The sequence below is a fragment of the Vibrio hepatarius genome, from assembly GCF_018860525.1.
GTDB lineage: Bacteria > Pseudomonadota > Gammaproteobacteria > Enterobacterales > Vibrionaceae > Vibrio > Vibrio hepatarius_B.
On sequence record NZ_JAHKPM010000073.1, the window covers coordinates 1 to 11,195 of the forward strand.

Below are 11,195 nucleotides of genomic sequence, written 5' to 3' on the forward strand. Positions count from 1 at the left end.
ATTGCTGCAAAGCAATTGAATCATATTGCTTCAACCAATGATATTTTCGTGATTTCTTGGCAACGGAAAGTAATGGTTTTATGTCCTGTTTAGGATTCAGTGTGACACCATGCTTGCGGTACATATGAGACGTTAAATGTAGAGCTTTGTTATACGCAAAACGCACAGCACCAAACTGAGCAATTACAAACTCAGCTTGTTCTTGTGTTGGGTAAAGGCGTACTTTAGTGGCTCTTAATATTTTCAGTGCTCTTTTTTTGTAAAAACGGGCGTGGATTCACGCCCGATTCAAATTAATTGTCAGGACGTTTTCTACACAAAACACGCATTTAAATGGAACCGCGATCAAGATATAAAAGCGCTAAATTCCTTTATTTTCAATACTTTATTTATTTTATTCTCTATGGGCTTAACACGACATTTTTACCTGTATCTTTTTGATTAAACTATAAAGAAGTCATTTCTTATATTGAGTGACGACGTCTCAACCTTTAGATTTTAAGAAAATCACAACAAATAAGACGAAAGTAGAAGATGAAAAACTCACTAGATAAAACAGAACGATCTTTGTTTGAAGAGGTCGATGCTGAAATCCGTGAAAACACTGGAAAAGACATTGTCACTTACAAGAAAGAGACAGTTGCTCAAATCATACTTAGTTACCTAAAAGACAGCGGATACTCACGAGTTGAAATTGTCGGAATGGTTAACGGTTTTGTTGAACACTTCAAGTCTGCCCTAATGGAAGGCTCAACCATTGTGATCACAAAACATGGCCGTTTGGTTCCTAGAATCAAAGAAGGTGGACGCCCTGTGCGCGATCTCTCTAGAAATAGACAGATAGAGATGAAAACAACGGCGACAGCAACGTTTTCAAAAACCAAGAAAGCAATGCGTGGCAAAGTAACTTCTCGTGGCCTGACTCAGTCTTTCATGGAACAGTTTGAGGGTGATCGAAACAAGCAAATACTAGCTGGATATATTGCTTCTACATTCTTTGCATGTATAGCAAGGACAAAGAATGAGAATGTAAGAATGGAAGTCCGTGGGCTTGGTGTTTTCCGCAGCCAACGTATAAACGCTAGAACAGGAAGAAACCCAAAAACTGGCGAGAAGACTGATATCAAAGAAGCCGTATACCCAAGGTTCAGAATTAGTAAACCTTTCAGAGATGAGCTAGCAGAAGCCTTATCAAAGATTTATCCAGAATAGAAAGCTTCATTGATACGACTTAATAACCACCGCACAAGCGGTGGCCCATCTTTTTATTGCTTCTCATTGGCAATATATAGAAGGCGTCCATATATAAACCGAACGACCTCTTGGTCAAATTCAGATAGTGAAGATAAAAATTCAGGGGTTATTCTGGAAAACTTGCTTGCGAGTAACCATGTAGCCGCAGATTTATCATTGGGTTTCCTTCCCAGCACAAGCTTTTGCATCCAGCTAAATCTACTCCATTGCATTTTTGCCTGTTGTAGCATTTCCTCTACATCACGTACCGCTACAGCAATTGGCAGCCTATACAGACCTCTTTCAATAGCCTTATCTAGGAAATCAACATCATAGAACTTTGCCGCCTCCTTACTAAGACTGTTGTGCACAACCTTTGATAGGTTTCCAGATGAATCGTTCTCGTAATCCCCTTTCAGTGACTCAGTGAGCTTAACCACTTCATCGTAAGCATGTTTGTGCGTTTTGAAGTGCTGGATCTGTTGAATTTGTCTCAAAGTAAATGCCTTTTCTTAATTTAAGGTAAGTAAAGTGCGTATCATGCTGGGTATTCAAGCGGATTTGATTGAAATTTAACCGAACAGGTGTCTTATTTGAAAAAATAGCAAAAAAGAGATTGACCAAGAGCCTATGTGGCAATATAGTGACAGCCAAGGCTAGGGAGTTAAGCGAAACGGCTGGTTTAGGTCAGCAAGCCTCTGGTTTCCAAGTCTTATCACACGACTAGCGACGATTGTTTCATTCTAGAGTCGTGTATGCGAATTACGACCCAGTTTTGGGTTGTCTTGGTGAGGTGGCCGAGAGGCTGAAGGCGCTCCCCTGCTAAGGGAGTATACGGCTTAACCCGTATCGAGGGTTCGAATCCCTACTTCACCGCCATAACGCAGGATTTTATGCCAACATAAATCAGTAGGTTAGAGTAATCCCCTAATAAGGGAATGGCTGCAATAGGCTTCTTACTCTTTGAGACTGATTTGCACAGAGTGCAATAGCTGTTGGGATATCTTGACGGATTGAAATCAGCTAGGTGGTTAGCGTTAAGCTTAGGTTTAATCTAATCATCAGAGGGAGTGTGTGTGGTGCGCGTCAGCGCATTTTCTATACCTCTTAGCCTTTTTGGGTGTCCAGTCGAGGCAAGCAACATTGGAATATACTATTGTAAGAATGAAGTTACTATATATGTTCCCGTGAATGTGGACACAGCTACACCAAGGAAGTGCCTAGTTGCATGGCTGAAAGGTTATGTATTCCCCGAAAGGGAGCTAACGGAAGGATAACGGGATCTGAAAGTTGGCTAGGTGATGATTGAAACGAAGTCATGAGTGGACTCGATCAGAGCCTAGAACTGGTGTAGTAACAGGTTAGTTCTCGCTGAATCTTATACGGTGCGAGAGGCAAAGTTGGTGAAGCGTTTAACAGCGCGTGAAAGGAACGAATAGTATCACCAAAGTCTGTGCGAACCTTGCTGTAGCAGACAACACTTTAGATATGACTTGCCATTGAAAACAAGTTTTTAATTAGTAACAATTATATTGATTGCGATATAAAATTTGTTGGCAGAATATTATAGTGTTCATTATTATAGTGAATAGCATAATATGCCTCCATAGCTCAGCAGGAAAAGAGCAGTAACCTTCTAAGTTATTGGTCGGGAGTTCGAATCTCTCTGGGGGCGCCATATTTAAGCATATTACACTGCGGGTGTCGTATAATGGCTATTACCACAGCCTTCCAAGCTGTAGATGCGGGTTCGATTCCCGCTACCCGCTCCATATATAGAAAGGTCGGATTTATATCCGATCTTTTTTTTATTTAAGAAACTCATAATTTTCCAGTCACAAATTTGTTCTAAAAATTAAATTTTCTATACTTCCTTTATATTAAAAAATAAAAGAAGAAAAAAACGATAATTCTCAGCAAAACCGCTATGAGGAAAAAACAACTGAATGTTGCTCTATCTGCTGGTCAGGTTGATGACCTTCCTGCCCCAGTACAGAAGCACACAATCATTCCAAACAGACCTAAGCGTGTGAGAGATCACTAAAAGCAATATAGTAAGCCATTAGAAATGCAGGCTTTTTTCTTGTCATTTAATTTACCTTAGTGCATTATGCGTATAATAATCGCATACAAGAATGTAAAGAATGAAATTTTGGGTTTTGCCATTGCTAATTACGTTCACTCTCGCATACAACGATGGCGGAGAGCATGAATACTACTCTAAAACAGAAGACAACGCATGGTCAGCAGTCATTTCTTCCTACAAGTCATCTGATTTGACTCAAATTTTCACGAGACTTAGTGACCACTTTTCAAGCAATACATTCATCCATAAGCAAGAAATTGAAAAATCATTAATTGAGAAATAAAAGTCTGAATCCGTAAGAAGTGTCAATTTTGAGGCTTCTTTTATTGTCGAATGTCTATAACTCTTCCTTTAATTCAAAAAAAATTCAATTTTTTTCATATTAAGACTTGAAAGTGTCACCATATTGCCACTAACATAAAATCAAGCTTAAAACTCAATTAAATTAACAAAAGAACAAATATGAAAAAAACAATTCTTTCAGTAGCAGTAGGCATGGCTTCTTTCGGAGCATTCGCTGCACAAGGCGTCGTAGCACCAGCTCATGATACTGTAACTCAGTCAATCGAAAACGTAGATGTTTTCGGTAAACTGGGTGTTTCTTACGATGATTTCGACGCATCTGTTGCTAGTGGCGACGCTGATGACAAAGGCATCGACTACAAACGTAACACAGAGATCGGTCTACAGACTTCTGCTGACCTAAGCCACGGCCTTAAAGCTTCTGCTGTAGTTGTTGGTAACTTCGACAACGCAGACGAAGACTTCCGTCTTGATAAAGTTGAGATGGGTGTTGAACACGATCTAGCTACTCTACACTTTGGTAAGATCGATGACCGCTACGACCAAGCTACTGGTAAATTTGACCAGTTTAGCGAAGTCTTCAACGGTACTTACTTTGAAGGCTACAACTCAACTGGTAAAGTTGACGGTGTTGCTCTATCTGCAAGCCCACTTGCTGGCCTAGGTCTAGCACTACAACTAGGTGACGCTGAGATAGGTGATCTAGGTGATGACGTTGCTGTAACTGCAACTTACCACTTCGCTGGTATCGACATGGCTGGTGCTTACCGCAGTGTTGATAAAGGCGTAGCTACTAATGCTCTACAAGACGCAGAGGCATTCAAGCTAGGCGCTGGTTACGGCTTCTCTGGCCTGTACGCAGGTCTTGTGTACGAATCGGCTGAGCACTTCGACAAGTCTGAAGTAGAGACTATTGGTCTTTCTGCTTCTTACAAGTACGAGGCACTTACAGTTAAAGCTGGTTACCTAACTAACGAGTACACTATTGCTGATAACAGCAAGTTTGATGTAGATACACTGCGCTTCGCTGCACAGTACGATCTTCAAGAGAACGTAGAACTACACGCTGGTTACGCAAAAGTGGACAGCGACAATTCTGCCAGTGAAGAAGATCTATTCACTGCGGGTATGATTGTACGCTTCTAATGGCGAACCTATCGAAAAAGAGTCGGCTTTATGCCGACTTTTTTTATGACTACGATAAGCAAAAAAAAACGACACTTTCGTGTCGCCTTCAATTATAGAAAGTATGATTAACCAAATACCACAAACTTTAAACGTTTAAAGAGGGTCATTTTAGGCACCTTACCCTTCTCCTCTGTCTTAACCTCGATTTGTTTAGCAACCCCACAGTAGTCGCGCAAGATCTCAACCCCTTCGTTACTAAGCCTTGGTTCTCCACTATCGATATCCACGCTACCTACTGGACATTCATTAAAAAACAACTCTGCCTCAATATCACAGCTCATAGATTCCTGAAACCTTGTAATGTCTATAATCTTCTTTGAAACATCAATAATGTTCTTGCAAATCATGTTGAACTTCATTTCAGGGTTAACAGGAAGCACAAGGATAGAGCTATGTTTAGGGTCACCAAACACTTTACATTCGAAGCTAAACGACTTTATTCCGCAACCATTGTTGTCATCGATAGTGAATTTCATGACCAAATTAATTGGCGGATCGAAAAACCTAATAATAAATGGGTACATGTCTTGAGAAGGGTTCGGCAAGAATTGCTTGCCCTTCTTGATATCACCAATGTGGTATTCATCCAAGTACAAAACGTAGTCACAATTTGATCGCAAGTGAGTAGCTTCAAGGTCACACCATCTCTTAACTGATTTAATGAGTTTTCCGTAATTCTCAGCGTAGAGGTTCCACCTCCTAAAAGCCATATCTAAGTTAATATGGCAAAAACTTAGAAGTGACGAAGAGCCATTTCGCATAGGGAGTGTATTCATACAAACCTTAACGACAGGAGAAATGTTACCGTAACCCTCAAGGTCTCTCAAAAACTCTTCATCACGAACATGCATTCGCATATACTCAATCGTAGATTCTGGTATTTTGGCATTGATTGTCATATAGAGCTTTATAAGAGAGATAGCCTGACCTACAGAGTTACAAGCGTTCTCTGGATGAATAATCGTCTTTTCAAGGTACGATTTAGTTACCCTGCAATCATTTTGATCAAGGTCTTCCTGATTGGAAATTTTTACCTGTACTTGCTCTGGGAGATCTGAAAGTATTCTCTCTGGAAACTCTTTATACATTACTTTTACTTTTTAGTTGCTTTTAATATTTTAATCAGCGTCCAAGCCGATATAACCATGTAAAAGCCGAGTGCACCCCAGTTAGGAATTGCAGAAAACTCCTTAACTCCAAAAAAGAAGATAAAAAATTCTGATAGTGAGTGCCCAAGAGCGGTCAGGAAATACATCGCCGCCGAAATTTTGTAAATTGATTCTAATTCGTCCTGAATTGAGGTTCTTGCGAGTTGAAAGCTTGCTATTGAAAGCAAAAACAACAAAACTGAAAAACCTGCAAAAAAAGCTACATTTTTAGAAACCTCCCCTGCCTGATATAGAAAGGTTGAACCAAACACGACCACAAAAGCCATTACGCCACCGATAGCAGAGAAAACAACTCCTTTTGAGCGTAATGAATCTATATCTTCAAAAACATCAACTGATTTCATTATTAATATTTTTATATTAGTTATAACCATATTTGACTTAAAATTGAAGTTTTGGGCGTGTGAAAACTATAATTTTGTGGATAAAAGCTCTGTTGAAGTTATAATAAATCTGGACGAAGTTAGCCTGTATTCTTTCGGAACAAAAAAACTAGATTGTATAAAATTAGAGAAGTCTATGAATCATAATTATTTCAACAACCTTTCTGGTGAAGAGTTTCATCTTTTGCATTTAGGTAATTGGTCGGACAAAATACTTTCTGACGCAAACGAGCATCTTAAGGTTGATTTAATCGAAGAGTGTGAAGTTGAGTCAAAAATAAAAACAAATGATAATAACTCTATATTATGTGTTAAGTCTGATTTTGAAGGATCTATCTATAGGGATAGTGATAAAACACATGAGCTTTACTTGCTTGCAAAAAACTCAGGGAAAAGAGTTGTGATTCTTGGCTATCGTGGTTTTAGCGTGGTCAAGGAATTATAAATGTGGCCTTAAGAAAAGCCACCTTTATCCTATTCTATCTAGATTGCAGGTGCCTTAGTCGAACTGCTATCTAGGTTGCGTACTGGCTGAGCTTCAACGGTCTGCTTTTTAGAGGCAATGTTGGACTCAGCTTCAAGGTTTTCTTGCGAACCCTCCTGCTCATTCTGATATGTTCTATTTATACCATCAGAGGCATTTGTTAGTTCCCTTTTTGATTCTTCATCCATTTCAATAATTAACTCTTCAATTTCGACAGTTGAAAATTCACTCGACTTTATAAAATTCAATTGACTTCCAGTTGGCTCTACATCATTTTCTTTGTTCTCTAATGCATTCGAGGACTTTTCAACAATACGCCCTCGGCTCTCTTCATCTTGCACTAGAGCGAGTAATTTAACTGACAAATCTGAGTTGTCTGGGTTAATATCAAATTCATCCTCTAGGAATGAACAAATATTATCAAGATAAGGTCTCATGTTTTTATTTTAATTATAAAAATTAATAACTTTCACATCCATTAAAAGCATGACTTCATAAATTCAGAATAGTTATTTACTGCCTCATGAATGCGATCAATCTCAAACACTTGTTGCTCAATTTCCTCATCACTAAGGATTGAGAAAGCAAGAAGCAAGGCACTCATTTCGTTAACCCTGATTGACTCTTCAGCATACTTTCTAGTGCTTACAATGAGGTTTTTAATCTCTGTAAGTTCGCCAATAGATGTATTTAATGTATCTCTAATTGATTTTACATTCATTATTTAACTTTTCTTATTATGGTTAAGTAAAATTCAAAAATCCGAGTATTGCAATATGCCTCAATGTTAATAAATCATTAATGTGATTAACTCATTCACTATAGGCATTAACATAAAAAAGCCAGCAATGATGCTGGCTTAATCTTATGCTTATTACTATCCGAAGATTAAAGAAATTTCGCGGTCAGACGCTGATTGGCTATCAGAGCCATGAACAGAGTTTTCATCACGAGAATTTCCTTAAGGTTCCCTCTTGAGCACTCCTAGGATCTGTTTCTCCCATTAATTCCCTGTATCTTGCAATAGCATTGTCACAAAGCAATATCTCATTTTGCTTTGGCGGTAAATCGTTGCTTCGGGAGCGCGCTTTACTCTCTGAATAATCTGATATTTCAGAATGGAAAGCGAGATGGTTTGATGCGCGTCATGACGATATTGTTTTAGTTGGTAGCTCAGACGAGACTCGCGGCAACCAGAACTGCCAAGCAGTGCCTCAAGGCGATGATTTGCTTGTCGCTCATCTTCGTCTTCCGCCTGCAATTGAGGCCATTCATGGCACTCACCTAGCCATACCATTTAACCTTCATTATTATCGCGATGAAGTTTTCTCGGCGTTAATTAATGGCGGATCACCGCTGACTTACCGATTTAAGAAAAAGTCGGGAACTTGGTATGTGTATATCAATTTCCGCTTTAGCAAGAAAGAGACGGTAACGTGGCGCTCACAAGGTGCGCTGGGTGTTGATTTACATGCAGATCACCTTGCGGCTACCTTTATTAGCCACGATGGTAATTATCATGGTTCATGGACTTTCCCTTTACCGTTGCGTGGAAAAAACGACTGAGCAACGTTCCGACATTATTGGTCGGGCGGTTCGGGATTGTGCAGATCTTGCTCTGAGACATGGTGTGCCGATTGTTATTGAAGAGCTAGATTTTTCGAAAAAAAACGCGCACTAGATAAATCCTTCCCGAATCAGGCAAGAATGCTGTCAGCACTTGCTTACGGAAAAATAAAACAGTTCTTCACCGCTCGGTGCGCGAGAGAAGGCATTGAGTTAATCAAAATCAATCCTGCTTATACCTCTCAACTTGGAGAGTTAAAGTATCAGGATAGGTTTGGTCTGACTCGCCACCATGCAGCAGCAATGGTTATTGCTAGACGAGGATTAGGACTCAAAGAATCCTCACCAAAAACAGTATTTCAATTCAATAATGGGTCAGTTCGTCTTCATCGATCACAAGACTTGATGGTCGGTGGGCGAGATAAACAGCGCAAAACTATTATTGATATGATTAAACGGGCTATGAAGGCGCGTGACGGGTATGTGCTTGATGATGAGAATGTACTAACAACACTTGTTGATAACCACATCTCATCAAAGAGACTCAGCACTATGCTGAATCGTCATGCTCAGAAAGGGAAAAGTAGTGCCTACCTGCCCATCCTGATCAAACTGCGTATCGAGCAGGATCTAACTAAGACATTTGCCGAGACCACTGAGTTTAGTGGAGGAACAAGAACAGCGATAAGGCTTGCCGACCTGAACAATATCCCTGTATTTAATCTATGCGTAAAAGCTGACGCTCGAAGATTATATGGCATGGTACTTGAAGCAAAGAAATATCACCATATTCCATTTCATCTTCCTGAATTCGAAGAGTTAGAGCCATACATGTATAAATAAAAACGGGCGTGAGTTTATTTAAAGGAATTGATTAATACCTTTTTTCCGTCATTATATTACTACCTATTCTAAATACTTAACGGTAAATATTAATGATGACAACTTTCTCTCTCGTAATTGGCGGTATCGTACTTCTAGCGATAATGCTTGGTGTCCGTATTGTCCCTCAAAAACAGGAATACATTGTTGAGCGATTGGGTAAATACCACACAACTCTTTCTGCTGGTCTGAACGTAATTATCCCTATCGTAGATCGTGTAGCGTACAAAGTTTCGCTCAAAGAGCAAACAATTCCAGTACCAAGCCAAGAAGCTATCACTAAAGATAACATCTCTGTTTCTGTGGGCGGTAACGTCTACCTAACAATCACTGATTCCGTAAAAGCTAGCTACAACGTAGATAACTGGGAGTTTGCAGTAACTCAGCTTTCGCAAACTGTTATGCGTTCGGCAATCGGCGGTATTGAGCTAGACGAAACATTCAGCAACCGAGGCGTGCTCAATGCAAAAATCGTAGAATCTATATCTGAACACTCTGCAAAATGGGGTGTATCAGTATCAATGTATGAACTTGATGAGGTTGAGCCACCGCAATCTGTAAAAGAAGCGATGGAGCGCCAAATGAAAAGTGAACGTGAGAAGCGAAGCGCGATTTTAGAAGCGCAAGGTAAACGTGAATCAAATATCTTGGTTGCTGAGGGTGAAAAGCAAGCTGCTGTTCTTGATGCCGAAGGTCGAAAAGAGTCTCAAATTCTTGCCGCTCAAGCCCTTAAAGAAGAAAAAATGCTTCATGCACAAGGTGAGTCAGAGGCATTGATTAAACTTGCCGAAGGTCAGGCTAAGTCTCTAAACAAAGTTGCCGAAGCTCTTAATAAGTATGGCGGTCATCAAGCAATGCAGTTTGAGCTAGCTAAAGGTGCAATTGACGCTAAGAAGTTCCTTGCGAAAGAAAGCACAGTAATGTTGCTGTCTGATAAGCAAGCAGACCCTTCCGAGACAGTAGCTCAAGCTATGGCAGTAACAACAGCACTAGGCCAAGATAAGTAAATATGTCTGAATTATTTTCCAGTAGTGGTAATATAATGATGCTGATCGGGGCTGTCCTGATCGGCATAGAGATGTTAACTGGTTGTGCTACAGCTCTATTCTTGCTGGTTTTAGGTTTGATTTTTTCTGTAACTGGGGTGGTAATTGAGTTTACTGGGATTAGCAGTTTTCCAATGATTGTTGCATTCATTGCCTCACTGGCAACTGCTGCTTTCTTTTTCCTTAAGATCTGGGGAAAGAATAACAGAAAATCAAACGAAAACCTTGATGGTAATGTCTATGAAGGTGAAACGTTTGTTGCAGATAAAGCAATTCCATCAGGTGGCACCGCTGAAGTGAATGTTTTTGGCATTTCTTGGCAATGTAGCATCGAAAACAGTCAAGCACAGATTGAGGCTGGCGATGAGGTAGTTATCGTCAAAGCTGACGTCGGAAGACTTATTGTTCGAAAATCCAGTTAATGCTTCCAAAAGCTGCCAAATGGCAGCTTTTTTCAACTTATAGGTAAATAAATTGAAAGAAACGCTAACCCAAAGATACGCAAAGTGGGAACATAATCCAGAAACGGACGGTAGGCTCTTTCTGATCAGCATCACTAGCAACTAAATACACCCAATTAAAAAGTTTCAAAAGGAAAACAGTAACCCCCAACAAATAACACAGCAAATACAATCCATTCCAGAGGAAAAATCTCTAGGTTTATTGAGGGAGGGTACGTGTCATTTTTTACTTTGTAGTAGTTTGTGGTTTGGTAAAACGGGTTTCCCTTATCAGTGTAGGGCGATTCAGGCAAATGCAAGCCGCTTGAGGTGTCCAGTATGCCTTCAGGAACAACTTTAATTATCGATTCAGTTGGAACAATATTCTTGATGAGATCAATTGCTGCTGCACTGT

The 11,195-nt window shown here is 39.9% G+C and carries 15 protein-coding genes and 3 tRNA genes; 11 read left to right on the forward strand and 7 right to left on the reverse strand.

Features of this window, described 5'->3' with window-relative positions:
- Positions 1-277 (reverse strand): helix-turn-helix domain-containing protein (locus KO511_RS22090; RefSeq protein WP_354668184.1); only part of this gene is annotated, 277 nt, incomplete at its 3' end.
- A 257-nt stretch (positions 278-534) separates the two neighbouring features.
- Here KO511_RS22090 and KO511_RS22095 point away from each other — a divergent pair.
- Positions 535-1,212, forward strand: coding sequence for an HU family DNA-binding protein (locus KO511_RS22095; protein WP_215989543.1), 678 nt, complete (start codon positions 535-537; stop codon positions 1,210-1,212).
- A gap of 53 nt (positions 1,213-1,265) precedes the next feature.
- On the opposite strand, the gene KO511_RS22100 is transcribed toward KO511_RS22095, so the two are convergent.
- The gene (locus KO511_RS22100) at positions 1,266-1,730 is read right to left on the reverse strand and encodes a hypothetical protein (RefSeq protein ID WP_215989544.1); all 465 of its coding nucleotides are present in this window, start codon (positions 1,728-1,730) and stop codon (positions 1,266-1,268) included.
- A 290-nt stretch (positions 1,731-2,020) separates the two neighbouring features.
- On the opposite strand from KO511_RS22100, the gene KO511_RS22105 reads away from it, so the two are divergent.
- The 5 genes from KO511_RS22105 to KO511_RS22125 all read left to right on the forward strand — a co-directional run bounded on the left by KO511_RS22105 (position 2,021) and on the right by KO511_RS22125 (position 4,768).
- A tRNA-Ser gene (locus KO511_RS22105) sits at positions 2,021-2,112 on the forward strand.
- 721 nt (positions 2,113-2,833) lie between these two features.
- Positions 2,834-2,911 (forward strand) — tRNA-Arg (locus KO511_RS22110).
- A 19-nt stretch (positions 2,912-2,930) separates the two neighbouring features.
- Positions 2,931-3,005: transfer RNA gene (locus tag KO511_RS22115), tRNA-Gly, on the forward strand.
- Between the two features lie 372 nt (positions 3,006-3,377).
- Positions 3,378-3,602 (forward strand): hypothetical protein, encoded by a 225-nt coding sequence (locus tag KO511_RS22120; RefSeq protein WP_215989545.1) that lies wholly within the window; start codon positions 3,378-3,380, stop codon positions 3,600-3,602.
- A gap of 179 nt (positions 3,603-3,781) precedes the next feature.
- A complete protein-coding gene (locus KO511_RS22125; protein WP_215989546.1) occupies positions 3,782-4,768 on the forward strand; it encodes a porin in 987 nt (328 codons plus the stop codon).
- Positions 4,769-4,875: 107 nt separating this feature from the next.
- Here KO511_RS22125 and KO511_RS22130 read toward each other — a convergent pair whose 3' ends face one another.
- Entirely contained in the window at positions 4,876-5,898 is a 1,023-nt protein-coding gene (locus KO511_RS22130) for a hypothetical protein (protein WP_215989547.1), read from the reverse strand.
- Positions 5,899-5,903: 5 nt separating this feature from the next.
- On the reverse strand, positions 5,904-6,323 hold the full coding sequence (locus KO511_RS22135; protein ID WP_215989548.1) for a hypothetical protein: 420 nt from the start codon (positions 6,321-6,323) through the stop codon (positions 5,904-5,906).
- A gap of 76 nt (positions 6,324-6,399) precedes the next feature.
- On the opposite strand from KO511_RS22135, the gene KO511_RS22140 reads away from it, so the two are divergent.
- The gene (locus tag KO511_RS22140) at positions 6,400-6,807 is read left to right on the forward strand and encodes a hypothetical protein (RefSeq protein WP_215989549.1); all 408 of its coding nucleotides are present in this window, start codon (positions 6,400-6,402) and stop codon (positions 6,805-6,807) included.
- Positions 6,808-6,845: 38 nt separating this feature from the next.
- Here KO511_RS22140 and KO511_RS22145 read toward each other — a convergent pair whose 3' ends face one another.
- Together KO511_RS22145 and KO511_RS22150 are read right to left on the reverse strand one after the other, a co-directional pair.
- Positions 6,846-7,283, reverse strand: coding sequence for a hypothetical protein (locus KO511_RS22145; RefSeq protein ID WP_215989550.1), 438 nt, complete (start codon positions 7,281-7,283; stop codon positions 6,846-6,848).
- A 41-nt stretch (positions 7,284-7,324) separates the two neighbouring features.
- Complete coding sequence (locus KO511_RS22150; protein WP_215989551.1) at positions 7,325-7,567, reverse strand: hypothetical protein; 243 nt, start codon at positions 7,565-7,567, stop codon at positions 7,325-7,327.
- Between the two features lie 506 nt (positions 7,568-8,073).
- On the opposite strand from KO511_RS22150, the gene KO511_RS22160 reads away from it, so the two are divergent.
- From KO511_RS22160 to KO511_RS22175, 4 genes are all read left to right on the forward strand, one after another.
- Positions 8,074-8,412, forward strand: coding sequence for a hypothetical protein (locus KO511_RS22160; protein WP_215989552.1), 339 nt, complete (start codon positions 8,074-8,076; stop codon positions 8,410-8,412).
- Positions 8,413-8,553: 141 nt separating this feature from the next.
- A complete protein-coding gene (locus KO511_RS22165; RefSeq protein WP_215989553.1) occupies positions 8,554-9,255 on the forward strand; it encodes a transposase in 702 nt (233 codons plus the stop codon).
- A 92-nt stretch (positions 9,256-9,347) separates the two neighbouring features.
- Complete coding sequence (locus KO511_RS22170) at positions 9,348-10,301, forward strand: SPFH domain-containing protein (protein ID WP_215989554.1); 954 nt, start codon at positions 9,348-9,350, stop codon at positions 10,299-10,301.
- 2 nt (positions 10,302-10,303) lie between these two features.
- Positions 10,304-10,762 (forward strand): NfeD family protein, encoded by a 459-nt coding sequence (locus KO511_RS22175; protein ID WP_215989555.1) that lies wholly within the window; start codon positions 10,304-10,306, stop codon positions 10,760-10,762.
- A gap of 155 nt (positions 10,763-10,917) precedes the next feature.
- Here KO511_RS22175 and KO511_RS22180 read toward each other — a convergent pair.
- Positions 10,918-11,195: hypothetical protein (locus KO511_RS22180; RefSeq protein WP_215989556.1), on the reverse strand; the 278-nt coding region annotated here is incomplete at its 5' end.

What these genes read in the sequence shown, in the direction of transcription:
- KO511_RS22095 (WP_215989543.1), top strand. Translation starts at nt 535, where the DNA reads ATGAAAAACTCACTAGATAAAACAGAACGATCTTTGTTTGAAGAGGTC.
- KO511_RS22120 (WP_215989545.1), top strand. Translation starts at nt 3,378, where the DNA reads ATGAAATTTTGGGTTTTGCCATTGCTAATTACGTTCACTCTCGCATAC.
- KO511_RS22125 (WP_215989546.1), top strand. Translation starts at nt 3,782, where the DNA reads ATGAAAAAAACAATTCTTTCAGTAGCAGTAGGCATGGCTTCTTTCGGA.
- KO511_RS22130 (WP_215989547.1), bottom strand. Translation starts at nt 5,898, where the DNA reads ATGTATAAAGAGTTTCCAGAGAGAATACTTTCAGATCTCCCAGAGCAA.
- KO511_RS22135 (WP_215989548.1), bottom strand. Translation starts at nt 6,323, where the DNA reads ATGAAATCAGTTGATGTTTTTGAAGATATAGATTCATTACGCTCAAAA.
- KO511_RS22145 (WP_215989550.1), bottom strand. Translation starts at nt 7,283, where the DNA reads ATGAGACCTTATCTTGATAATATTTGTTCATTCCTAGAGGATGAATTT.
- KO511_RS22150 (WP_215989551.1), bottom strand. Translation starts at nt 7,567, where the DNA reads ATGAATGTAAAATCAATTAGAGATACATTAAATACATCTATTGGCGAA.
- KO511_RS22165 (WP_215989553.1), top strand. Translation starts at nt 8,554, where the DNA reads ATGCTGTCAGCACTTGCTTACGGAAAAATAAAACAGTTCTTCACCGCT.
- KO511_RS22170 (WP_215989554.1), top strand. Translation starts at nt 9,348, where the DNA reads ATGATGACAACTTTCTCTCTCGTAATTGGCGGTATCGTACTTCTAGCG.
- KO511_RS22175 (WP_215989555.1), top strand. Translation starts at nt 10,304, where the DNA reads ATGTCTGAATTATTTTCCAGTAGTGGTAATATAATGATGCTGATCGGG.